General features: G+C 55.5%; 20 protein-coding genes, 2 pseudogenes and 1 CRISPR repeat array. Of the genes and pseudogenes, 19 read left to right on the top strand and 3 right to left on the bottom strand.

Annotation, left to right across the window (positions count from 1 at the left end; translation table 11 throughout):
* The first annotated feature begins 18 nt into the window (after positions 1-18).
* Genes PY311_RS05385 through guaA form a run of 5 tightly spaced genes read left to right on the top strand, consistent with a single transcriptional unit; the run spans position 19 to position 5855 of the window.
* Complete coding sequence (locus PY311_RS05385; protein WP_286147655.1) at positions 19-738, top strand: GltB/FmdC/FwdC-like GXGXG domain-containing protein; 720 nt, start codon at positions 19-21, stop codon at positions 736-738.
* Positions 739-766: 28 nt separating this feature from the next.
* Complete coding sequence (locus PY311_RS05380) at positions 767-1975, top strand: glutamine synthetase family protein (RefSeq protein WP_286147654.1); 1209 nt, start codon at positions 767-769, stop codon at positions 1973-1975.
* A 58-nt stretch (positions 1976-2033) separates the two neighbouring features.
* Positions 2034-2615, top strand: a complete 582-nt coding sequence (locus PY311_RS05375) for an ANTAR domain-containing response regulator (protein WP_286147653.1) — start codon at positions 2034-2036, stop codon at positions 2613-2615.
* Between the two features lie 47 nt (positions 2616-2662).
* A complete protein-coding gene (gene pyrG / locus PY311_RS05370; protein WP_286147651.1) occupies positions 2663-4258 on the top strand; it encodes a CTP synthase in 1596 nt (531 codons plus the stop codon).
* 55 nt (positions 4259-4313) lie between these two features.
* On the top strand, positions 4314-5855 hold the full coding sequence (gene guaA, locus PY311_RS05365) for a glutamine-hydrolyzing GMP synthase (RefSeq protein ID WP_286147649.1): 1542 nt from the start codon (positions 4314-4316) through the stop codon (positions 5853-5855).
* A 240-nt stretch (positions 5856-6095) separates the two neighbouring features.
* Here the strand turns inward: guaA and PY311_RS05360 are convergent, their stop codons facing one another.
* Positions 6096-6431 carry a hypothetical protein gene (locus PY311_RS05360; protein ID WP_286147648.1) on the bottom strand — a complete coding sequence of 112 codons (336 nt, stop codon included), beginning with the start codon at positions 6429-6431 and terminating at the stop codon, positions 6096-6098.
* Between the two features lie 84 nt (positions 6432-6515).
* Between PY311_RS05360 and PY311_RS12775 the strand changes: the two genes are divergently transcribed.
* The 10 genes and pseudogenes from PY311_RS12775 to PY311_RS12625 form a co-directional block, all read left to right on the top strand.
* Entirely contained in the window at positions 6516-6812 is a 297-nt protein-coding gene (locus PY311_RS12775; RefSeq protein ID WP_491066565.1) for a type II CBASS E2 protein, read from the top strand.
* 124 nt (positions 6813-6936) lie between these two features.
* Entirely contained in the window at positions 6937-9096 is a 2160-nt protein-coding gene (gene cas3, locus PY311_RS05355) for a CRISPR-associated helicase Cas3' (protein WP_286147646.1), read from the top strand.
* Positions 9097-9330: 234 nt separating this feature from the next.
* Complete coding sequence (gene cas5c / locus PY311_RS05350) at positions 9331-9993, top strand: type I-C CRISPR-associated protein Cas5c (RefSeq protein WP_286147644.1); 663 nt, start codon at positions 9331-9333, stop codon at positions 9991-9993.
* Positions 9990-11729 carry a type I-C CRISPR-associated protein Cas8c/Csd1 gene (gene cas8c / locus PY311_RS05345; protein WP_286147643.1) on the top strand — a complete coding sequence of 580 codons (1740 nt, stop codon included), beginning with the start codon at positions 9990-9992 and terminating at the stop codon, positions 11727-11729. Before cas5c ends, cas8c begins: the two co-directional genes overlap by 4 nt.
* A complete protein-coding gene (gene cas7c, locus PY311_RS05340; protein ID WP_286147642.1) occupies positions 11722-12612 on the top strand; it encodes a type I-C CRISPR-associated protein Cas7/Csd2 in 891 nt (296 codons plus the stop codon). Before cas8c ends, cas7c begins: the two co-directional genes overlap by 8 nt.
* Positions 12609-13271: a CRISPR-associated protein Cas4 gene (cas4, locus tag PY311_RS05335; RefSeq protein WP_286147641.1), complete on the top strand. Its 663-nt coding sequence runs from the start codon at positions 12609-12611 to the stop codon at positions 13269-13271. Before cas7c ends, cas4 begins: the two co-directional genes overlap by 4 nt.
* Positions 13268-14299, top strand: a complete 1032-nt coding sequence (cas1c, locus tag PY311_RS05330; protein WP_286147640.1) for a type I-C CRISPR-associated endonuclease Cas1c — start codon at positions 13268-13270, stop codon at positions 14297-14299. The genes cas4 and cas1c overlap by 4 nt, the downstream gene beginning before the upstream one ends.
* 8 nt (positions 14300-14307) lie before the next feature.
* Positions 14308-14598, top strand: a complete 291-nt coding sequence (cas2, locus tag PY311_RS05325) for a CRISPR-associated endonuclease Cas2 (RefSeq protein ID WP_286147639.1) — start codon at positions 14308-14310, stop codon at positions 14596-14598.
* 169 nt (positions 14599-14767) lie between these two features.
* A CRISPR array of direct repeats spans positions 14768-15683; the repeat unit is 33 nt; unit sequence GTCGCGCTCCGCGAGGGGCGCGTGGATTGAAAT.
* A gap of 205 nt (positions 15684-15888) precedes the next feature.
* Positions 15889-16475: pseudogene (locus tag PY311_RS12630) on the top strand (DpnI domain-containing protein).
* A 4-nt stretch (positions 16476-16479) separates the two neighbouring features.
* A pseudogene (locus tag PY311_RS12625) lies at positions 16480-16694 on the top strand (hypothetical protein); the annotation flags it as partial.
* Between the two features lie 154 nt (positions 16695-16848).
* Here the strand turns inward: PY311_RS12625 and PY311_RS05315 are convergent.
* Positions 16849-17244 carry a VOC family protein gene (locus tag PY311_RS05315; RefSeq protein WP_286147636.1) on the bottom strand — a complete coding sequence of 132 codons (396 nt, stop codon included), beginning with the start codon at positions 17242-17244 and terminating at the stop codon, positions 16849-16851.
* Positions 17244-18083, bottom strand: coding sequence for a BadF/BadG/BcrA/BcrD ATPase family protein (locus PY311_RS05310; protein WP_286147635.1), 840 nt, complete (start codon positions 18081-18083; stop codon positions 17244-17246). Before PY311_RS05310 ends, PY311_RS05315 begins: the two co-directional genes overlap by 1 nt.
* A gap of 191 nt (positions 18084-18274) precedes the next feature.
* On the opposite strand from PY311_RS05310, the gene PY311_RS05305 reads away from it, so the two are divergent.
* The 4 genes from PY311_RS05305 (at position 18275) to rplS (ending at position 22835) form a co-directional block, all read left to right on the top strand.
* Positions 18275-19726: a nicotinate phosphoribosyltransferase gene (locus PY311_RS05305; RefSeq protein WP_286147634.1), complete on the top strand. Its 1452-nt coding sequence runs from the start codon at positions 18275-18277 to the stop codon at positions 19724-19726.
* 125 nt (positions 19727-19851) lie between these two features.
* Positions 19852-21414 (top strand): cardiolipin synthase, encoded by a 1563-nt coding sequence (gene cls, locus PY311_RS05300; protein WP_286147633.1) that lies wholly within the window; start codon positions 19852-19854, stop codon positions 21412-21414.
* A 47-nt stretch (positions 21415-21461) separates the two neighbouring features.
* Positions 21462-22355: a tRNA 2-thiocytidine biosynthesis TtcA family protein gene (locus tag PY311_RS05295; protein ID WP_286147631.1), complete on the top strand. Its 894-nt coding sequence runs from the start codon at positions 21462-21464 to the stop codon at positions 22353-22355.
* A 138-nt stretch (positions 22356-22493) separates the two neighbouring features.
* Positions 22494-22835, top strand: a complete 342-nt coding sequence (gene rplS / locus PY311_RS05290) for a 50S ribosomal protein L19 (RefSeq protein ID WP_286147630.1) — start codon at positions 22494-22496, stop codon at positions 22833-22835.
* Positions 22836-22860: the final 25 nt, after the last annotated feature.

The following is a 22860-nucleotide window of genomic DNA, read 5'->3' as shown; positions in this document are numbered from 1 at the left end:
CCGGGAGGGTGCTATAACATGGACATTGAAGCAAAAGGGCTGGATCATAAGGCCCTGAATGAAGCGATTCGGGCCGCAGGGCCTGTCTGCCGCATCCGCGGCTGCATGGGGCAGCGCTTTATCGGCGCGGGCATGAGCGGACGGAGCGTGGAGATCGACGGGGTTCCCGGAAATGCCCTCGGCGCCTATTTGGGCGGTGGGTGCATTACCGTTCACGGCAACGCGCAGGACGCTGTGGGAGATACCATGAACAGCGGCTCCATCATCATCCGCGGCAGCGTGGGTGATACGGCGGGCTACGCTATGCGCGGCGGCGAAATTTATGTACAGGGCAACGCCGGGTACCGGGTAGGCATTCACATGAAGGCGTACCGGGAGCAGCAGCCGGTCATTGTCATCGGCGGCAGGACCGGCAGCTTTCTGGGGGAGTATCAGGCCGGCGGCACCATTTTGGTGCTGGGCCTGCACACAGACGGAAAGCCCATTGCCGGATATTTTCCCTGCACCGGGCAGCACGGCGGGCGGGTGATTTTCCGGGGCGACGTCTCGGCGCTCAGATTTCCCCCTCAGGTGACGCCTCACCCGGCATCGGAGGAGGAACTGGCGCTGCTCCGCCCGCTGGTAGAGCGCTGGTGTGCCCTGTTCGGTGGGGATGCGGTGGCGCTGCTGCAAGGGCCGTTCACCGTGGCGACGCCGGACACCGGCAACCCCTATCGGCAGATGTACGCGGCCAACTGAGCATTTAAAAAGCATTTGGAGGTGCGGTATGCAGTATACCCCGGAGGAGATTCGCCAGTACGCGGCGGAGGAGGACGTTAAGTTTATCCGCATGGCCTTCTGCGATGTGGAGGGACGTCAGAAAAATATCGCCATCATGCCCGGCGAGCTGGATCGGGCATTCCGGTATGGCATCGCCATTGACGGTTCCGCTATTCCGGGCTTCGGCGGGGAGGTCCACTCCGATCTGCTGCTGTACCCGGACCCATCTACGCTGTGCGTTTTGCCTTGGCGGCCGGAGCATGGCAGGGTGGTGCGGATGTTCTGCGCCGTGACCCGGCCGGACGGTACGGAGATCGAGGCGGACGCCCGTAGTCTTTTGAAAAGGGCCGTGGCGGACGCGGAGGCGGCGGGTTTGACCTTTACCTTCGGCACGGAAATGGAATTTTACCTGTTCTGCCGGGATGAAAACGGAGAGCCCACAAAGATTCCCTATGATGAGGCGGGCTATATGGATATTGCCCCGGCGGATAAGGGTGAAAATATCCGGCGAGAGGTCTGCCTGACGCTGGAGCAGATGGGAATCCGCCCCGAAAGCTCCCACCATGAGGAGGGACCGGGGCAGAATGAGATCGACTTCCGCTATTCTGATCCCGTCACGGCGGCAGACAATGCTGTGACGTTCCGCACCGTGGTGGATACGGCGGCGGCCCGGAATGGCCTCTGGGCAGATTTCGGCCCGAAGCCGCTGGCAGACCGTCCTGGAAACGGTCTGCACATCAACTTTTCCGTAACTGCCGCCGATGGCCGGGATGTGCTGCCGGCGGCTATTGCCGGGATTCTGGCGCGAATTTCGGATATGACGCTGTTTTTGAACCCCAAGGAGGAATCCTATCGCCGGTTCGGGAGCTGCAAGGCGCCCCGCTACATTTCGTGGTCTGCGGAGAATCGTTCCCAGCTCATTCGGGTCCCGGCGGCGGAGGGGGAGTACCGGCGGGCGGAGCTTCGGTCCCCGGATGCGCTGTGCAATCCCTATCTTGCCTTTGCACTGCTGATTCGCGCCGGAATGGAGGGCATCGCCCGCGAGGCACAGCTTCCCCCGGCAGCGGACCTGAACCTGTTCACGGTGCCGGAGGAGGTTCGCAGGCGTTACGCGCTTCTGCCGGAAACACTGGCAGCGGCTAAGGCCGCAGCGGCAGACAGTGATTTTATCAAAGAAAACCTGCCGGAAAGTGTTTTGGAATATTATGTAAACTAAATCCGCTCCGACAGGACTGCTCTGTCGGAGTCTGCAAGGAGAGAGGAGGGGACCGTTCATGGAACTGGAGCGCCGCTACAGCGTTCTGGCGGTGTCCGCCTCTCTCAAATTTGTTGAAACGCTGCGGACGCTGCTGCCGGAGGGGCGCTACGGCCCGGTGACGGTCCTGCATGACACGGCGGCGGCCCGGCGGGCGCTGGCGGAGAACAGCTACGATTTAGTGCTCATCAACACGCCGCTGCCAGACGAGTTTGGCACCCGGCTGGCGCTGGACGCCTGTGAGAGCAGCAGCGCCGGTGTGCTGCTGCTTGTAAAGGCGGAGCACTGTCCGGATATTGAGGCGCAGGTGTCGGCCCACGGTGTGCTGACGCTGGCCAAGCCCACCTCCGCGCAGCTGTTTGCCCAAACGCTGCGGCTTCTATGCATTACTCGAGAGCGACTGCGGGGCATGGAGAAAAAAGCGGTGACGCTGCAGGAGAAAATGGAGGAGATTCGATTGGTGAACCGGGCAAAGTGGCTGCTGATCGAGGAGCTGAAAATGACAGAGCAGGAGGCTCACCGCTATATCGAAAAGCAGGCCATGGACCGCTGCGTGACCCGGCGGGCCGTGGCGGAGCAGATTTTATCCATCTATCAGTGAGCAATGAATATTTTATATAAATCGCGGAAAATTCGGAGGGAGCACACATGACAAAGTATATTTTCGTTACCGGCGGCGTGGTGTCCGGTCTTGGCAAGGGCATTACTGCCGCGTCTTTGGGCCGGCTGCTGAAGGCCCGGGGACTGAAAGTCGCGGCACAAAAGCTGGACCCCTATATCAACGTGGACCCCGGCACCATGAGCCCGTATCAGCACGGAGAGGTCTATGTCACTGAAGACGGCGCCGAGACCGATCTGGACTTGGGACACTATGAGCGCTTCATTGATGAGGATTTGAACAAATACTCCAACCTCACCACCGGCAAGGTGTACTGGAACGTTCTGAACAAGGAGCGCCGGGGGGAGTATCTGGGTTCCACCGTGCAGGTGATTCCCCACATCACCAATGAGATCAAGGAATTTGTCTATCGGGTGGGTAAACAAACGGACGCCGACGTGGTCATCACCGAGATCGGCGGCACCATCGGCGATATTGAGTCCCAGCCCTTTCTGGAGGCCGTCCGGCAGATCTCTCTGGAGGTGGGCCGGGAGAACAGCCTCTTTATCCATGTGACGCTGGTGCCGTTCCTGCGGGGCTCCGATGAGCATAAATCCAAGCCCACCCAGCATTCCGTCAAGGAGCTGCAGGGCATGGGCATTAACCCCAATCTCATCGTGCTGCGCTGTGATGAGCCGCTGGAGCCCTCTATTTTCCAGAAGATCGCCCTGTTCTGCAACGTAAAGCCCGACTGCGTCATTGAAAATATCACGCTGCCGTGCCTGTACGAAGCGCCGCTGATGCTGGAAAAATCCAATTTCTCCTCTGTGGTCTGCCGGGAACTGGGGCTGGAGGCCCCTGCGCCGGAGCTGACGGAATGGGAGCAGATGGTGGAGCGCATCAAGAGTGCGGACAAGCACGTAACCATCGGTCTTGTGGGAAAATATGTCCAGCTTCACGATGCCTACCTCTCTGTGGCGGAGGCACTGCGCCACGCTGGCTACGCACTGGGTGCGGAGGTCACGATTCAGTGGATCGATTCGGAGACCATCACTGAGGCAAACGCGGCGGATATTCTGGGCGGACTGGACGGTATCATTGTCCCCGGCGGCTTCGGCCAGCGGGGCATTAACGGTATGATTTTGGCGGCACAGTATGCCCGGGAGCATGGTGTACCTTATTTTGGTATCTGCCTTGGTATGCAGGTCGCTGTCATCGAGTATGCCCGCCATGTGGCCGGGATTGCCGATGCGGACTCCGGCGAGTTCAACGAGATCTGCAAGAACAAGGTCATCGACTTCGTGCCCGGCCAGAGCGATGAGATCGACAAGGGCGGCACGCTGCGGCTGGGGGCCTACCCCTGTGAGATCCAGAGCGGAACAACCATGGAGCGCTGCTACGGAAAGGCGGAGATCACGGAGCGCCACCGGCATCGCTATGAGTTCAACAACGCCTATCGGGAGACATTGACCTCCGCAGGGCTGACGCTCTCCGGCCTGTCCCCGGACGGGCGGCTGGTGGAGACGGTGGAGCTGACGGACCGGCCCTTCTACGTGGGCGTACAGTACCACCCGGAGTTCAAGTCCCGGCCCAATTATCCCCATCCGCTGTTCAAAGGATTCATAGAAGCTGCATTGAGGCATTGAAAAACGCGAAAAAGTGTGGTATCCTCTTTTTAACATTTGAAAACAGGAGGTCCCTATGGCTTCACAAATGATTCTTGTTCTGGATTTCGGCGGCCAGTATAACCAGCTCATTGCCCGCCGCGTCCGGGAATGCAGCGTATACTGCGAGGTCAAGCCCTATACCACATCCCTTGAGGAAATCAAGGCGCTGAACCCCATCGGCATTATCTTTACCGGCGGTCCCAACAGCGTGTATGATCCCGCGTCCCCGCAGGCGGACCCGGAGATTTTCAAGCTGGGGATTCCCATCCTCGGCATTTGCTACGGCTGCCAGCTCTTGGCCCACAATCTGGGCGGCCGCGTTGTGGCGGCCACGGAGGATTCCGCCCGGGAGTACGGCAAGACGGAGACGTATTTCAACACGGACTGCAAGCTGTTCCGTGGTCTGCCTGCCGAGAGCATTACGTGGATGAGCCACGGCGACTATATGGAAAAGGTGCCGGAGGGCTTTTCTCTGGTGGCCCATTCCGAGGCCTGCCCCAATGTGGCTATCTGCGATGAAAGCCGTGGCTTTTACGGCGTCCAGTTCCACCCGGAGGTCAACCATACCCAGCACGGCACGGATATGATTCGCAACTTCCTCTATGAAGTCTGCGGCGCCAAGGGCGAGTGGACCATGGGCGATTACAAGGATATTGCCATCCGCCAGATTCGGGAAAAGGTGGGCGATGGCAAGGTGCTGCTGGCTCTGTCCGGCGGCGTGGATTCCTCTGTAGCGGCGGCGCTGGTGGCTGAGGCTGTCGGCAGTCAGCTCACCTGTGTGTTCGTGGACCACGGCCTCATGCGGCTCAACGAGGGCGATGAGGTAGAGGAAGCCTTTAAAAAATGGGACATCAACTTCGTCCGCGCCAACGCGGAGGAGCTGTTTTTGAGCAAGCTGGCTGGCGTCAGCGAGCCGGAGCGCAAGCGCAAGATCATCGGCGAGGAGTTTATCCGGGTCTTTGAGGCGGAGGCCAAGAAGATCGGGCAGGTGGACTATTTGGTGCAGGGCACTATTTATCCCGATGTTATTGAGTCCGGTACCGGTGATGCTGCTGTCATCAAGAGCCATCACAATGTGGGCGGTCTGCCGGATTATGTGGATTTCAAGGAAATCATCGAGCCGCTGCGGATGCTCTTTAAAGATGAGGTGCGGCAGCTTGGCCGGGAGCTGGGCCTGCCGGAGTATCTGGTCATGCGCCAGCCGTTCCCCGGTCCGGGACTTGCCATCCGCGTCATCGGCGAGATCACCAAGGAAAAGCTGGATACGCTGCGCCTTGCGGACTTTATTTTCCGGGACGAGATCGCCAAGGCCCATCTGGAGGGCACCATGAACCAGTATTTCGCGGTGCTGACCAATATGCGCTCCGTGGGCGTTCAGGGCGATGGCCGGACGTATGACTATACGCTGGCCCTCCGCAGCGTCACCACCACGGACTTCATGACCGCCGACTGGACCCGTATCCCCTATGAGGTGCTGGACCGGGTCTCCGTCCGCATTGTCAATGAGGTGCCCCATATCAACCGCATTGTCTACGATATCACCTCCAAACCCCCCGCAACCATCGAGTGGGAATGAGAAGAAAGTGAATATGATGGGCTGAAAAGCCTTGAAAACACTCACTTTTTGACAACCTCATTTCCTGTTTGATAGCAAAATGATAGCAGATACCAAAGCCGTTTTGTTCGTTCTTGTTTTGGCGAGCGAATGGTTTGCAGGTTTGCTGTCGCATCCAATCTTATATTGAGAGCGAAAAAGGCTCTGCTGACTTTCTGTAAAAGAAAGCCAGCAGAGCCCTTTTTTATTTAGTCAAGAGTATTATTTCTTGCGCAAAACATTTGAAACGGTGGATTGCGAAATATCCAGCATTGCTGCAATGGTTTCTTGATTAATTTTTTGTTTGCAGAGATCTTTGATTACTTCATTTCTTTGAACTGTTGAGGTGATTTCGGGAAGTCGATGAATTGTTTCGGAAACAACTCCAGAAGCAGTTACGGTCTTTATTAAAGTTGTTCCATCATCTAATACAGCTCGTGCAATTTTAGCCCCTGTTTTTTTGTTTGGCTTAAACGCAAGAGAAACAATATTTGCAGCGGTTTTTCCAACTCCTTGAAGATCCACATTCTTGAATACGTTCATTAGATTAGTTGCCATGTATTATCCCTCCAAATTATCAAATTAATATTATAATAATATTAATTTGATAATTTGCCAAGAGCGTCTGAACATCATTTTCCCGTGTGTTCTTTGAGGTCGGCAAGGAGCAGGTCGCTCAATAAAGGACGATATTATAGAAACCCACCGCTAACCCTAATACAACAAAAGGTTGCCCTCTGCGTGGTATACAAAGGCGGAAACTGTAGTATCGATAAGAAGAAAAACCAGTTGTTTTGGACCGGTAAAATAAAGCCTACAGCTCTGTCTAAAGAATATACTGTGGTTTTAGTATATTATCCTGGCAAAAGCCCGAAAGTTTGGGTGGTTGGCGACGAATTGGAAAAACTGGATGATGCTAAGAATGATAAATCGTATTGACTTTATGTGAAGGTTCCTGTACGATAAAAAGAAAATAAGAATTTTGTTTAGGGCTGTTTTTAGCCCCAAGAGATCAGCCCTGTATTATACGGGGCTGATTTTGCTTTTTAGAAAGGGAGATAAAATGGAATACTACGCCCACGTTTCGAATGACGGTTTGCGGTACCAGACAGTTGCGGAGCATCTGAAGGGAACGGCTTCATTGTGCCGAGCGTTTGCGGCGGTGTTTGATGCGGGAGAATACGGCGAGCTGGCGGGCCTTGCTCATGACATGGGAAAATGCACAGAAGGGTTTCAGAATCGCTTGCTGCACGATGGGCCGAAGGTAGACCATGCCACGGCCGGGGCCCTATGCTGTGACAAGTTAAATTTCTTTGCAGCGGTTTGCGTTGCGGGGCACCACACCGGCCTGCCGGATGTTGGCAATCAAAAAATGGACGCCTCATCGGACAGCACCTTCTTCGGCAAGATGAAACGGGGTACAGAGCAGCACTATTTGGAGCAGTGCGGCGAGAGCGGCGTTGTACTTCCGCCGATGTCCCGGTCTGTTCCGCCTGTCAAAAGCAACTTGCAGGCGTCTTTTTGGATTCGGATGCTCTATTCCTGCTTGGTGGACGCCGATTTTCTGGATACCGAGGTATTTATGGATGGAGACCGCGGCCGGGGCGGGTACGATGATATGGGAACGCTTTTGGCGCGGCTGGAAGCCTATATTGCACCGTGGCGGAATCCGAAAACGGAGCTGAATCGTCTGCGGTGCGAAATTTTGAATACCTGTATGGAAGCCGGGAGCAAGCCGAAAGGAGTGTATACGCTGACGGTTCCTACGGGCGGAGGAAAGACTGTGGCCTCTTTGGCCTTTGCTCTACGCCATGCGGCGGCACATGGGATGCAGCGAGTGATTTATGTTATTCCCTATACCTCTATTATCGAGCAAAACGCCCAAGTATTCCGGGATATTTTAGGGGAGGGCAATGTGCTGGAGCACCACGCCAACATATCCTTTGACCTTTCGGACGGTGCGCCGCCGGAGGAGGTGCGCCGGGCGTTGGCCACAGAGAACTGGGATATGCCGGTGGTAGTGACAACAGCGGTGCAGTTGTTTGAATCCCTATATGCCAACCGGTCCTCTAAGTGCCGGAAGCTCCATAATCTGGCCAACAGCGTTATCATCTTCGATGAGGCGCAGATGCTTCCTCTGCCGCATTTGCGGCCCTGCGTGGCGGCCATGGCTTCTCTGGCAGAGCAGTTTCACTCCACTGTGGTGCTGTGCACTGCCACCCAGCCATCGCTGGACGATCTGCTGCGTACTTACGCCCCAAGCTGCCCGGTGACAGAGCTGTGCCCGCAAACGGCGGAGCTGCATGACCGTTTTCGTCGGGTGAAGTTCCGACAGGCGGGAACGCTGACAGACGAGGCGTTGGCGGAGCAGCTCAGCGGGCAGGAGCAGGTCTTGTGTATCGTCAACAGCCGCAAAGCGGCCCAGACAGTTTTTGTCCGGCTGCCAAAAGAGGGCAGCATTCACCTATCCACGCTGATGGTGCCGGCCCAGCGGCAGGCGCTGCTGAACGAAATACGGCGGAGACTGAAGGAGGGGCTGCCCTGCCGGGTGGTATCCACCTCTTTGATCGAAGCGGGCGTGGATGTGGATTTCCCGGCGGTGTACCGGGAGCTGGCAGGGCTGGATTCTGTTTTGCAGGCGGCGGGACGCTGCAACCGGGAAGGGAAGCGTCCGGCTGAGGAGAGCATCGTATCGGTTTTTGAGCGGACGGAGCTGCCGCCGCTGCTGTTCCGCACGGCGGTGGGGGCGGCGCGGGAGGCGCTTGCCGGAGAACGAGACCCCGGTGCGCCGGAGACCATGGACCGTTATTTTCGCAGTCTCCGGGACCTGACCGGAGACGCTATTGACAAACAGCATGTGGTGGAGTCTTTTGAAAAGGGTATTGCGGGCTGTGGACTGCCTTTCCGAACTGTGGCAGAAAAATTTCATCTTATCGATCAGAACACTTACACCGTTTATATACCGTTTGAAGAGGGGAAAGCCCTGCTGAATCAGCTTCAGACCCAAGGTGGCACAAGAGAGCTTTACCGCAAGCTGGGACGCTATGCTGTTTCCGTGTATGAGCAGCACTTTCAGGCATTGTATGTAGCCGGGGCTCTGCTGACGGCCAAAGAGGTCTCGGCTCTGGACCCGGACAGTGCTATTTTGAGCGACATGGATCTTTACGATGAGACCATGGGGCTTTCACTGGAACCGGAGACAGGGAAGGCGAAGTTTGCCTAAAAACGGCAGAAGGACGGGAAACCCGTCCTTCTGCCTGAGATCGAAACCGTTTATGATTATATTTCAATCCACACTGCTTGCAGTGACAAAAGTCACTGTATCATGGAACGTGATAATTGTCAAACTCCACGTAGCACTCTTAACTTTTTATAAACCATTTATAATTATGAACTTGACAATAGGCAGGACAAGGCTTATGATAAAGGCAGATGAAATAGAGAAAGGAGTGATCCGATGGCGATCCAAGTGGAGGTCTGGGGCGATTACGCCTGCTTCACGCGGCCCGAGATGAAAACGGAACGCGTCAGCTACGATGTGATGACGCCCTCGGCGGCGCGCGGACTGCTGGAGAGCATCTACTGGCATCCCGGTCTCAGATGGGTGATCGACCGCATCCATGTGTGCGCCCCTATCCGCTTTACCAATATCCGCCGCAACGAGGTAAAGGACACCATCAGCGCCCGCAGGGTAAAAACGGTGATGGAGCGGGGGTCAGGCGAACTGTATCTGGCTGCACCGGAGAGCATCCAGCAGCGGGCGGCCATGGTGCTGCGGGACGTGCATTACGTGATCGACGCCCATTTCGATATGACGAGAAACGCCGCCCTTAGCGACAACCACGGCAAATTCCAGGACATTATCAAGCGGCGGCTGGAACGGGGACAGTGCTACAGTATGCCCTATTTCGGCACCCGGGAATTTCCGGCCCGCTTCCGCCGCTGTACGGAACTGCCGCCCTGTCCTGAGGAGCTGAAGGGTACCCGGGACTTGGGGTGGATGCTGTGGGATATGGATTACAGTGACCCGGAGAACATCACGCCAAAGTTTTTCCGAGCCAATCTGGTGGATGGTGTGATGACCGTGCCGCTGCCGGATAGCGGGGAGGTGAGAGGATGATTTTGCAAGCGCTGACCCGATACTATGAGGACCTGCTGAGCCGGGGAGAGATCGCCGCTCCTGGCTGGAGCCCCGCTAAAATCAGCTATGCCCTGTGCCTGAATGGGGCAGGAGATCTGGAACAGGTCATTCCCACCATGGAAGAAGTGACCAAGGGTAAGAAAACCGTTTTGCAGCCCCAAACATTTTCGCTTCCGGCGGCGGTGAAGCGCACAGTCGGAATTGACGCCAACTTTCTTTGGGATAACTCTTCTTACCTTTTGGGTGTGGACCAAAAAGGCAAGCCGGAACGGAGCCGGGATTGCTTTGCTGCAGCGGCGCAGAAGCACCATGCGGTGCTGGACGGTGTGGATTCCCCGATAGCCCGGGCAATTTTGACATTCTTTGACACATGGCAGCCGGAGCACGCGGCGGAGCATCCTGCTTTGACCGGACAATTTGAGGAAGTGACTGCCGGGGCAAATCTGCTGTTCCGGGTGGATGGCTGTTATCCCCAAAAGGATGATGCCATCCGGGCAGCGTGGCAGAGCTGCCGGGAGAGCAGCGACCCGGACGCAGTACGGATGCAGTGCCTTGTGACCGGGCGAGAGGACGAAATCACAGCCACGCACCCGGCCATCAAGGGGGTGCGGAACGCTCAGTCCAGCGGCGCGGCGCTGGTATCGTTCAATGCCCCGGCCTTCTGCTCCTATGGCCGGGAGCAGAATTTCAACGCTCCGGTGGGAAAATACGCCGCCTTTGCCTATACGGCTGCTCTCAACCATCTGCTGGCGGATAGGAAGAATGTACAGCTCATCGGCGATACCACCGTGGTCTGCTGGGCGGAGGGAGCGGACCCGGCATACCAGAGCTTTTTCGGGACCGCCTGCTTTGGCGCGGAGACCGGCCTGTCGGATGATGATCTCCGGGCGGCCCTCAAGCGCTTGGCGGAATTAAAGCCCTGCGATGACCTTGGCATCGACCCGAACCGGCCCTTTTACATTCTTGGTTTATCACCCAACGCAGCCCGGCTTTCCGTCCGTTTCTTTCTGCGGGACAGCTTCGGTCGGTTGATGAAAAATGTAAATGCCCACTATGAGCGGCTGGAGATCGTTCGTCCGGCCTACGCGAAAACAAACATACTGCCTCTGTGGGCGATGCTGCGGGAGACTGTAAATCTCAACTCCCGGGATAAATCGCCCTCTCCCGCTATGGCGGGCGCCGCCACCCGGGCCGTTTTTTCCGGTGGACCCTATCCGGCGTCCCTGCTGGAGGCCGTGATGCTCCGCATCCGGGCAGAACGGAATATCACATGGGGCCGTGCGGCTATTATTAAGGCTTATTATCTGAAGAATCCACATAAGGACTGTCCAAAGGAGGTTTTGACTGTGAGCCTGAATGAAGCAAGCACCGATACCGCTTATACCCTCGGCCGTCTGTTCTCGGTCTACGAGGCCGTACAGCAGGCCGCAAATCCCGGTATCAACACCACCATCAAGGATAAATATTTCAACTCCGCGGCGGCGATGCCTGCCGGTATTTTCCCGGTGCTGAACAATCTTTGCCAGAAGCATCTGCGGAAGCTGGACGGGAGACAGCGCGTTTACTATGATAAGCAGATCATGACGCTGAAGGGAATTTTGGGGGAGAGCTATCCTATGCGGATGACCTTGGCCCAACAGGGGAGCTTTGATCTGGGATACTATCATCAGACCCAAAAGCGCTATACAAAGAAGGAGGACGAGAAAAATGTCTGAGCCCATTAAGAACCGTTATGAATTCGTGGTATTTTTCGATGTGGAGAACGGCAATCCCAACGGCGACCCCGATGCGGGCAATATGCCCCGAGTGGACCCGGAGACCGGCTACGGCCTTGTGACGGATGTGTGCCTCAAGCGCAAGATTCGTAATTACGTGGAGATGGCGAAGGAGGGGGAGCCGGGCTACCGAATTTACATTAAGGACGGCGTTCCACTGAACACCAGTGATAAGGAAGCCTGTGCCTATGTCGGCGTGGAGGCAGACAAGCTCAAGGAAGCGAAAAAGAAGGACGAGAAGCTGGATATAAAGCTCCGGGACTTTATGTGCTCCAACTTCTATGACATCCGCACCTTCGGCGCCGTGATGACCACCTTTGTCAAGGGAGCTTTGAACTGCGGTCAGGTCCGGGGGCCGGTGCAGCTTGGCTTTGCCCGCAGCGTGGACCCCGTTCTGCCGCAGGAGATCACCATTACCCGCGTGGCCATCACCACCGAGGCGGACGCGGAGAACAAGGGCACGGAAATGGGGCGGAAATACATTGTCCCCTATGGCCTTTACCGGGTGGAGGGCTATGTCTCCGCCAATCTTGCCCGCAAGACCACCGGCTTCTCGGAAGACGATCTGAAGCTGCTGTGGGAGGCCATTTTGAATATGTTTGAAAATGACCACTCCGCTGCCCGTGGCAAGATGGCCGTTCGGGAGCTGATCGTATTTAAGCACGATACGGAGCTGGGCTGCGCCCCGGCCCATAAGCTGTTTGATTTGGTGAAAGCCGTCCGCAAGGAGGGTGTCACTGCGCCCAGAGGCTATGAGGATTACACCGTGACTGTTGTGGAGGACGAATTGCCCGATGGCGTGACCTGCACGCGGATGGGGTGATCTATGGGGAGGAGGACTGCCTCCAGCTCTCCGGTTTGCAGCATTTCAAGTTCTGCCGCCGGCAGTGGGCCCTCATTCACATTGAGAACCAATGGGCGGAGAATTTCCGCACCACCGACGGGGCAATTCTCCACGAAAACGCCCATAACGGCGATTTTACCGAAAGCCGGGGAAATCTCATCATTACCCGGGATATGCGGATATTTTCCCGGACATTGGGTGTTTCCGGTGCCTGTGATGTGCTGGAATTTCACAGAGGTGAGAACGGAATTCCACTCAAGGGGAAGAAGGGCTTATGGCAGCCCTACCCGGTGGAATACAAGCGGGGACGGCCCAAAGAGACCAGCATGGACGCCCTTCAGCTCTGCGGTCAGGCCATGTGCTTAGAGGAGATGCTCTGCTGCGAGATTCCGAAAGGGGCTTTGTATTACGGTGAGCCCCGCCGCCGCACAGAGGTTGTTTTTACGCCGGAGCTGCGGCAGGAGGTACGGTCGCTCACATCTGAAATGCATGATCTCTACAACCGAGGCTATACGCCGAAGGTCAAACCTACCAAGAGCTGCAATGCCTGTTCATTAAAGGAGCTTTGCCTGCCGAAGCTGATGCGCAGCAGGTCCGTGACGGACTATCTGCGCCGGGAAATGGAGGCAGGGCCATGAAACAACTGCTCAATACCCTTTTTGTCACATCTGAGGATGTGTACCTTTCGTTGGACGGTGAAAACGTGGTGGCCAACCGGGAGGGGGAAGCGGTGGCCCGCTATCCGCTCCACACTTTGCAAAGCATTGTGACCTTTTCCTATTCCGGCGCGTCGCCCGCGCTGATGGGGGCTTGTGCTCGGCGGGAGATTGGATTGGCGTTCTGTACGCCCAGAGGGCGGTTTTTGGCTCGGGTCTCCGGTCCGGCGCAGGGAAATGTCCTGCTCCGCAGAATGCAGTACCGAACGGCAGATGACCCGGCCCAAAGCTGCCGTATCGCTCGGAACATGATTTTCGGCAAGGTCTATAACGCCCGCTGGAGCGTGGAGCGTACCCGCCGGGACCATGGGCCCCGGGTGGACAATGTCCGTTTCGGCGAGGTCTCTGCCCAATTACAGGGGTTGCTGCCGCAGATCGCAGCGGAGACGGATTTGGATAGCCTTCGAGGACTGGAGGGCAGCGGAGCTGCCGCTTATTTCAGTGTGCTGGACAACATGATTTTGCAGGGAAAAGAGACTTTCTATTTCCGGGAGCGGAGCCGCCGCCCGCCGCTGGACCCCTTTAATGCGCTTTTATCCTTTGCCTACAGCCTTTTAAGTCACGATTGTGCTTCTGCTTTAGAAAGCGTGGGACTGGACGCCTATGTGGGTTATCTTCATAGAGACCGCCCCGGTCGGGAATCTCTGGCGCTGGACCTGATGGAGGAGCTGCGGCCCTGCTTTGCCGACCGCTTTGTGCTGACGCTTATCAATAACCGGGTGGTGAAGGCGGCGGATTTCGATGTGCGGGAGAGCGGCGCGGTGTTCCTGACAGACGATGCCCGCAGGACCTTTCTGCAAAGGTGGCAGGAGCGGAAGAAAGAAACCGTTACCCATCCATTCTTAGAAGAAAAAATGGCTTGGGGGCTGGTGCCATACGTTCAGAGTCTGCTGCTGGCTCGGTATCTCCGGGGCGACTTGGAGGACTATCCGCCTTTTTTGTGGAAGTGAGGGGGGATATGCTGGTACTTATTACCTATGACGTCAATACAGAGGACGCTGCCGGGCGAAAGCGTCTGCGGCAAATTGCCAAGCAGTGCGTCAACTACGGACAGCGGGTGCAGAACTCTGTGTTTGAATGTCTGCTGGACACGGCCCAGTGCCGCAGCTTGCAGAACAAGCTCTGCAAAATTATGGACCCGGAACGGGACAGCCTGCGGTTTTATTACTTGGGAAAGAAGTACGAGAGCAAGATCGAGCACTTCGGCTGCAAGCAGACGTATCTGCCGGAGGATACGCTGATTGTGTAGTGCGGGGCGGCAGCGCACATGGTTTTGCAGGGAGGTTCGCACCGGATTTTATGAGAAAATCTGCCCGATAATTTCTTGCTAAGCGCGCTGACAGACGGTGTTTGACAAGAAAACGTATTTCTTTTGTGTGTTAGCGCAAATATGTACGTGATTTTTGTGCACATTTGCTGTCGCGCTCCGCGAGGGGCGCGTGGATTGAAATGCCAATGTCGAGCGCAAGATCGACAGTGTAAATCAGTCGCGCTCCGCGAGGGGCGCGTGGATTGAAATCTATTTATTACGCCCCTCTGCCAGAACAAAATGGTCGCGCTCCGCGAGGGGCGCGTGGATTGAAATATCAGGCCGATGGTCCGCCGTTTGTTTTCAAGGCGGTGTCGCGCTCCGCGAGGGGCGCGTGGATTGAAATATCAGGCCGATGGTCCGCCGTTTGTTTTCAAGGCGGTGTCGCGCTCCGCGAGGGGCGCGTGGATTGAAATCGTGCTTATGCTTTGGTGATGAATGAGTGGTTTCGTCGCGCTCCGCGAGGGGCGCGTGGATTGAAATCGTGCTTATGCTTTGGTGATGAATGAGTGGTTTCGTCGCGCTCCGCGAGGGGCGCGTGGATTGAAATAGATATTTCAGCCACGTATAGAAATCCGAATTGCGTCGCGCTCCGCGAGGGGCGCGTGGATTGAAATAACCGCCTTGCAAAGCCTCTCCGGGAGCAGGCAACGGTCGCGCCCCGCGAGGGGCGCGTGGATTGAAATTCACGGTGGTATGGGGCATTGTAAAGCCCCTGCTTGGTCGCGCCCCGCGAGGGGCGCGTGGATTGAAATGCACAGATCAACATCCAGACGAATGCTTTTTACAGTCGCGCCCCGCGAGGGGCGCGTGGATTGAAATTACGCCCCGGCTTTCCGACTGAAACGCCGCTCCAGTCGCGCCCCGCGAGGGGCGCGTGGATTGAAATGATTTTATCAATATTTCCACCAATAAAGGCGGTAAGTCGCGCCCCGCGAGGGGCGCGTGGATTGAAATTGTATCCTCCTCATCCGCGTTTTCTTTTCTGTGCTGTCGCGCCCCGCGAGGGGCGCGTGGGTGAAGAAGCGATAGACTGAAAAAGTTATCTGCTTTCTCGAATCAGCCAGATGTCTCTTTTTTATCGCTTATTACAGAAGCTGTCTTTAAAAATTTGCGTTTAATATGGATGTATGTTATACTCATTTTGAACTCTTCAATATGTGTAGTATGGCCTTGCTTTCTTATGACAATACAAAATACACTATTTATATTATAGAAGAGGAAGGATAGATGGACGTAGCTTTTGATCAAAATTTAATTGGTAATTATCATAGTAAGTCACAGATTATACGAGTACTCACCGAATCGTGGGTGTTGAATCATATTTACTATCCTCGCTGTGGGTATCACAAAATACTTCACTTTCCGAACAATAGCGCTGTTGCGGATTTTTACTGCCCAATGTGCAAAAGTGAATATGAACTAAAGAGCAAAAATGGCGCTATAGGTCATAAGATCGCAGGTGGAGCCTATGGTGCTTTCATTCAAAGAATTACAAGCGATAATAATCCTGACTTTTTGATTTAAGCTATAATGCAAGCACACTGAGCGTAGAGAATTTGTGGATTGTTCCAAAGCATTTCTTTGTTCCGGAGATTGTCGAGAAACGAAAACCGCTGTCAGCTACAGCAAGAAGGGCCGGATGGACAGGCAGCAACATTTTGTTTGATGAGATTCCGATACAAGGCCGAATCAGCATTATTCGAAACCGTGTGATGCTTGACAAAGAAGCTGTTATTTCTCAAGTGAAGAGGTCAACACTTTTAAGTGCGACCAGCGTTGAGACACGCAGCTGGCTATTTGACGTAGCTATTTGACGTATTAAACTGTGTTAACAAAATTCAAAGTCAAGTCTTTTCGTTACATGATGTTTACGCTTTTGAAGAATATTTATCTGAAAAGCATCCGCAGATCACAATATTCGTCCAAAAGTGCGGCAGCAGTTGCAGATATTGCGCAATCGGGGATTTCTTGAGTTTATTGGATGCGGAATGTATCAAAAAGCAACAAGACAACATCCACTTGAGGTCCTTTGATTTTACCTTAGAGTGGACTATTTGCTGGTGAGATTATTTTCAAAGCCCTATGACTAAAAGGCCCCGGTGAACTTCGTAGAAGTTCACCGAGGCCTTTTTGCCTCAATTTACATGGGCGATGCGTTTGCAAATCCGCTGAATCATATTAAATATCTTACTTTTCGGGCGCTTCCTCGCGGTAATGGGACAACTCTACAAGGTTACCGTCCGGGTCGCGGAGATAGAGGCTGTCCATTTTTCCCAGCGCGCCGGTACGCTCCACAATGCCCTCCAAAATGGGCCAGCCCTTTTCCAGCAGCTCGTCCCGGACCTGCGGGAGCGGCGTTTGGGTGAGAATACATAAATCAAGGCTTCCGTAAGTGGGAACGGCGGCAGCCGGCTGAAATTCGCCCTTTTGCGTGTGAATATTGATTTTCTGGCAGCCGAAGGCAAGCGCGTGGCGGCCGTTCTGCTCAATATGCCGCATCCCGAGAATGTCTATATAGAAATGCAGGCAGGCGTCCAGATTTTGTGTTGTCAGGACCAGATGATCCAGTGCTTTCAGCTCCATCAGGTGACCGCCTTCTGCCGCAGACTGCACAGTCCGGCACCGATGGCTGTGGCGAATGTGGCATTATCCGGAATGATGTAGTGGATTCCATAGAGCTTTTCAAAGGCTGCGAAGTTTGACTTGGCCTGATCCAGCGTGGTCATGGAGCCGGTGACGATTACCGTATCAGCCCTGCAGGCCTGACAGGCGAGGACGGTCATCGTGCCGATGGCCTGCAGCACCAGATTGACCGCGCCGGCGGCCAGATCGGCGGGGGAGGCGTCCTCGGAGAGATCGCCGAAATTGGCGGCGGTCATGTTGGGGTCCAGCGTAGCGGCGGGGTTACGGGCAATGTCCTTAATGGTCAAGTCAACATGATCCAGCTCGCCCCGCGCGGCCAGCTTTTTGATCTGATAGAAGCGCTCCATACCCACCAGTTTGTGGCACAGTCCGCCCAGCGTACCGCCGCCGATGCCGCTGCCGCAGAGATGGCGCACGTTTTTTCCGGCCTCCGCCCACAAAAAGGCGGTGCCAGTCCCCATGGTCACCACTACGCCGGAGGTTCGACCGGACAGCGCCAGCGCACCGGTGCCGCTGGCCTGAAACTCGTCCACCCGGCAGGTGGGGAGACCGAAGATGTCCCCGTCGATATAGCTGGCGCCTACGCCGGTGAGAACAACACGGCGGACGTCCTGCAGGGAAAGCCCATTGCTGCTGAGATAGTTGCCCAGTGCGCCGTACAGGCTGGTGACCTGATCCTCAGCCCGGACACGGAGCATGGAGACCACGCTGCCATCGGTTTTCAGTCCCACAATTTTGGTGGTGGAGCCGCCGATATCAATACCCAAGATTACATCCATGGCGATTTCCTTTCGCGTTGCACCGGAAAAGATTTTGATTCCGCGCGTCGATAAGGATTATGATAGGGGGGCGGGGGCGGCTTGTCAATGTTTATTTGGAAAATACAAACAAAAGAATTGCATTTACGGCAGGGGGACAGTATAATGATAAGCATCTTGACGGTGCGCTTGAGCGCATGGAGGAAACCGAAATGAATGTGACAGACCAGCTGAATATGACCATGCTCTGTGATTTCTATGAGCTGACGATGGGCAATGGCTATTTTGAGGCGGGACTACAGGACCGTATCACCTATTTTGACGTATTTTTCCGGGAGGTCCCCGACCACGGCGGCTACGCTGTCTGCGCGGGACTGGACCGAATCATTGAATATATTTTAGACCTGCATTTTTCGGAGGAGGATATCGCGTACCTTCGGAGCAAGCAGCTGTTCTCCGAGCGCTTTTTGGAGTATCTGCGGAATTTCAAGTTCACCGGGGACATCTGGGCCATTCCCGAGGGCACGCCCATTTTCCCCCACGAGCCGGTCATTACCGTCCGCGCTCCGGCTATTCAGGCGCAGCTTGTGGAGACGTTCCTGCTGCTGACCTTTAACCACCAGAGCCTTGTGGCCACAAAGGCCAATCGCATTACCCGCGCCGCGGAGGGGCGGACGGTGCTGGAGTTTGGCTCCCGCCGGGCACAGGGGACGGATGCCGCTATCTCCGGCGCCCGGGCCGCCTACATCGGCGGCTGTGCCGGAACGGCCTGTACCATTTCCGACCAGCTTTTCGGTGTCCCTGCCGGCGGCACTATGGCCCATGCGTGGGTGCAGATGTTCGATTCGGAATACGAGGCGTTCAAGACCTACTGCGAAGTGTTCCCCACCAACGCCACGCTGCTGGTGGATACCTACAATACGCTGAAGTCCGGCGTTCCCAATGCTATCCGGGCATTCAACGAGGTCTTGAAGCCCAAGGGCATCACCAAATGCGGCATTCGGCTGGATTCCGGCGATATTGCCTATCTTACCCGAGAGGCGCGGCGAATGCTGGACGCAGCGGGCTGGCAGAGCTGCAAAATTTCGGCTTCCAATTCTCTGGATGAGTACATCATTCAGGATATTCTCCGTCAGGGTGCCTGCGTGGATCTGTTCGGCGTGGGCGAGCGGATGATTACCGGCAAGAGCGACCCGGTGTTCGGCGGCGTTTATAAGCTGGCCGCTGTTGAAACGGCGGACGGTACCATCGTTCCGAAAATTAAGATCAGCGAAAATGTGGGAAAGATCACAACGCCCCATTTCAAGAAAGTCTATCGGATTTTTGATAAGGCTACCGGAAAGGCAGAGGCGGATTACATTACCCTCTGGAACGAAACGGTGGATGAGAGCAAGCCGCTGGAGCTGTTTGACCCGGAGGCCACATGGAAGCGGCGCGTCTATACGGACTTTACCGTAAAGGCTTTGCAGGTGCGTATTTTTGACCACGGTGAGCTGGTTTATAACCGGCCGACGCTGCCGGAGATCCAGCAGTATTGCCGGGAGCAGGTGGACACGCTTTGGGACGAGGTCAAGCGGTTTGAAAATCCCCACAATTACTATGTGGATTTGAGCCAGAAGCTCTGGGACATCAAGCAGGACCTTCTGCACAAGGGCGTAAATTAAAAAAACGGAGCACGGGAGCGGATAGATTCGCCGCCCGTGCTCCTGTACTTTTTGTGGGAATAGCAGTTGATGAACCGGGGAAAGTTTGCTATAATCGAAACAAATCTTGGAAAAGGGGTGCTGGTATGGCAAAAGGCATTTATAAAAACAGGGAGCGCACCGAGCGGAGAATTTCCGCCGCTACCAGCATCCTGCTGTGCGCGTTGACCGTTCTGGCGCAGATCGCGGTGACGCTGCTGCTGACCCATTTGCTGAAGGAAAAGGCCAGTTTCGTATACGGCGTTTTACAGTTTATCGGCGCCGTTGTGGCTATTCGGGTCTATCTGCGGACAGGAAGCCCATCCTATAAGTTGAGCTGGATGTGTCTGCTGCTGGCGCTGCCGGTGTCGGGCATGATTCTCTTTTGCGTCTGGGGTGGAACACATCAGGCCAAGCAGCTGAGCCTGAAGCCGGTGCCGCCCATTCCCCAGCGGGAGAGCCAGAGAATGCTCAGCGATATGAATCAGGCGGCCCTGAGCCGCCGCAGCCCTACATGGGGGCGGCTGTCGGCCTATCTTCAAAAACGGGAATTCTGGCTGTACCGGGATACCGCCGCTGCGTATTTCGGTGACGGAGAAGCGTTTTTCCGGGACCTGATTGAGCATCTGCGGCAGGCGGAAACGTATATTTTCATGGAGTATTACATTCTGGCGGAGGGGACTGTCTGGGATGAGATATTTGCCGTTTTAAAGGAGCGGGCGGCCCATGGCGTGGAAATTCACATCATTGTGGACGATTTCGGGACGCTGACCCGGCTTTCGGACGAAATGCTGCGCGCCATGCGGGAGGCCGGTATTGAGGTGGAGGTATTCAACCCGGTCCACAAATATATCAGCCGCATCTATTTTAACTACCGCGACCACCGGAAGATCACGGTCATTGATGGGTACGTGGCCTACACCGGCGGCATCAACATCGGGGACGAGTACGCCAACCGGGTGGAGCGCTTCGGACATTGGAAGGACAGCGCCGTGCGGCTGGAGGGAGACGGTGCGTGGGGACTTGCCGCCCTGTTTATGCAAATGTGGAAGATGCTGGGGCGGAGCTTTCCGAATGAGGATGATTTTTACCGCCCCCGGAGGGAGGGACCGAAGACCGAGGGCTTCTGCCAGCCCTTTGAGGACGGCCCGCTGAATAACCCGGATGACCCGGTGGAGGCGGCCTATGTGCAGCTCATTGCCTCCGCCAAGCGAATGGTGTACCTGACCACGCCTTATTATGCCGTGGAGGAGTCTGTGCAGGAGGCACTGTGCATCGCGGCTGACGCCGGTGTGGATGTGCGGCTGATGATTCCGGAGATTCCGGATAAGAAATTTGTCTATATGGTGGCGGAGACCTATTGGGGAGAGCTGCTGCGCCACGGTGTAAAAATCTATAAATATTCTCCCGGCTTTATCCATGCGAAAAGCGTGATGGCGGACCGAGAGGCGGCGCTGATTGGAACAACCAATATGGACTACCGCAGCTTCCAGCTCCACTATGAGGACGCTGTTCTGTTTTACCACGCGCCGGTGGTGGAGGAGCTACTGGAGGACATGGATAAAATCATGGACGAAAGCCGGCTCTATACGCTGGAGGAATGGGAAAAGCGGTCGTGGCTGCGGCGCACGGCGGCTTCGCTCTTGAAACTGGGCGCCATCTGGCTATAAAGTAAAACTGCTTAACGCACATTAAAAAACAACGCACAGGAGGAGCTATGTCCCGGGAATTGACACCGCAGGAGATTGCAGAGCGCAGTCTCATTAAAACCTATCGAAAATCTATTTGGAATCCGTTTATCGCTGCGGTAAAGCGGTATGAGCTGGTGTCTCCCGGCGATAAAATCGCCGTGTGCATTTCCGGCGGCAAGGATTCTGTTATGCTGGCAAAGCTGATGCAGGAGCTTCAGCGTCACACAGATCGTCCCTTTGAGCTGGTGTTTATGGTCATGGACCCCGGCTACAAGCCGGAAAACCGAAAGCTCATTGAAGATAATGCCGCGCTGCTGGGGATTCCCATTACGATTTTTGACAGCGATATTTTCAATGTCACCGTCAGCGTAGAGAAAAATCCCTGTTATCTCTGCGCACGGATGCGCCGGGGCTTCCTCTATGCCAAGGCACAGGAGCTTGGCTGCAACAAGATCGCACTGGGGCACCATTTTTCCGACGTTGTGGAAACAACGGTCATGGGCCTTTTTTACGGCGGACAGCTGCAGGCCATGCCGCCGAAGCTCCGCAGCAAAAACTTCCCCGGTATGGAGCTGATTCGGCCGCTGTACTGCGTACATGAGGACGCGGTCATCGCATGGAAGAATTACAACCACCTGCAATTTTTGCAGTGTGCCTGCCGCTTTACGGAGGAACGGGACGCCGCCGGTGACGGTGTGGGCCACAGCAAGCGTCAGGAAATCAAATTTCTGCTGCGGGAGCTGCGGAAAAACAATCCCAACATTGAAAAGAGTATTTTTCAGGGCATCAATGGTGTTCAGATCGACACGTTCCCCGGCTTCAAGCACCATGGGGTGTTCCACTCCTTTACAGAGCTCTATGAGCATCCGGACTGGTTTGCGGGCGAGGGGGAGAACGAGGAAAAAGAGCGGGAATTGTAAAAAAATCCTTGCAATTCGCTTGACTTTATGGTATTCTACTATGGCTTAACAAAGGGCGGTCCTCTGCCGTGCACGCGCAAAAGTGCGCCATTGTGCATAAAAAGCGGCATGAACGCCTATTAACAGGAGGAAAAATCCATGGATCTCATTAAGGAATTGAACAAGGAAGCCCTGCAGAAGGAGACCGCCAACGTTCAGGTGGGCGACACCGTCCGTGTCCACGTTAAGGTCAAGGAAGGTTCCCGCGAGCGTATTCAGGTGTTCGAGGGCACTGTCATTGCCAAGAAGCACGGCGGCATTGAGGAAACCATCACCGTCCGCCGCATTTCCTACGGCGTTGGCGTGGAGAAGGTGTTCCCCATTCATTCTCCCTCTATCGACCACATTGAGGTGGTCCGCAACGGTAAGGTCCGCCGTGCGAAGCTGTACTATCTGCGCAGCCGCGTCGGCAAGGGCGCCAAGGTCAAGGAGAAGCTGTAAGCAGCTTTTTGATTCAACAGAAAAG

It is taken from the genome of Neopoerus faecalis (assembly GCF_029218125.1).
GTDB lineage: Bacteria > Bacillota > Clostridia > Oscillospirales > Oscillospiraceae > Oscillibacter > Oscillibacter faecalis_A.
This window is presented reverse-complemented; position numbering and strand designations above follow the sequence as displayed.

Excerpts from the sequence above, each read along its gene's own strand:
- cas3 (WP_286147646.1), top strand. The coding sequence starts at position 6,937 with ATGGAATACTACGCCCACGTTTCGAATGACGGTTTGCGGTACCAGACA.
- cas5c (WP_286147644.1), top strand. The coding sequence starts at position 9,331 with ATGGCGATCCAAGTGGAGGTCTGGGGCGATTACGCCTGCTTCACGCGG.
- cls (WP_286147633.1), top strand. The coding sequence starts at position 19,852 with ATGGCAAAAGGCATTTATAAAAACAGGGAGCGCACCGAGCGGAGAATT.
- rplS (WP_286147630.1), top strand. The coding sequence starts at position 22,494 with ATGGATCTCATTAAGGAATTGAACAAGGAAGCCCTGCAGAAGGAGACC.
- pyrG (WP_286147651.1), top strand. The coding sequence starts at position 2,663 with ATGACAAAGTATATTTTCGTTACCGGCGGCGTGGTGTCCGGTCTTGGC.
- PY311_RS05310 (WP_286147635.1), bottom strand. The coding sequence starts at position 18,083 with ATGGATGTAATCTTGGGTATTGATATCGGCGGCTCCACCACCAAAATT.
- PY311_RS05295 (WP_286147631.1), top strand. The coding sequence starts at position 21,462 with ATGTCCCGGGAATTGACACCGCAGGAGATTGCAGAGCGCAGTCTCATT.
- PY311_RS05385 (WP_286147655.1), top strand. The coding sequence starts at position 19 with ATGGACATTGAAGCAAAAGGGCTGGATCATAAGGCCCTGAATGAAGCG.
- guaA (WP_286147649.1), top strand. The coding sequence starts at position 4,314 with ATGGCTTCACAAATGATTCTTGTTCTGGATTTCGGCGGCCAGTATAAC.
- PY311_RS05305 (WP_286147634.1), top strand. The coding sequence starts at position 18,275 with ATGAATGTGACAGACCAGCTGAATATGACCATGCTCTGTGATTTCTAT.
- PY311_RS05315 (WP_286147636.1), bottom strand. The coding sequence starts at position 17,244 with ATGGAGCTGAAAGCACTGGATCATCTGGTCCTGACAACACAAAATCTG.
- PY311_RS05380 (WP_286147654.1), top strand. The coding sequence starts at position 767 with ATGCAGTATACCCCGGAGGAGATTCGCCAGTACGCGGCGGAGGAGGAC.
- cas8c (WP_286147643.1), top strand. The coding sequence starts at position 9,990 with ATGATTTTGCAAGCGCTGACCCGATACTATGAGGACCTGCTGAGCCGG.
- cas2 (WP_286147639.1), top strand. The coding sequence starts at position 14,308 with ATGCTGGTACTTATTACCTATGACGTCAATACAGAGGACGCTGCCGGG.
- cas7c (WP_286147642.1), top strand. The coding sequence starts at position 11,722 with ATGTCTGAGCCCATTAAGAACCGTTATGAATTCGTGGTATTTTTCGAT.
- cas1c (WP_286147640.1), top strand. The coding sequence starts at position 13,268 with ATGAAACAACTGCTCAATACCCTTTTTGTCACATCTGAGGATGTGTAC.
- PY311_RS05375 (WP_286147653.1), top strand. The coding sequence starts at position 2,034 with ATGGAACTGGAGCGCCGCTACAGCGTTCTGGCGGTGTCCGCCTCTCTC.
- PY311_RS05360 (WP_286147648.1), bottom strand. The coding sequence starts at position 6,431 with ATGGCAACTAATCTAATGAACGTATTCAAGAATGTGGATCTTCAAGGA.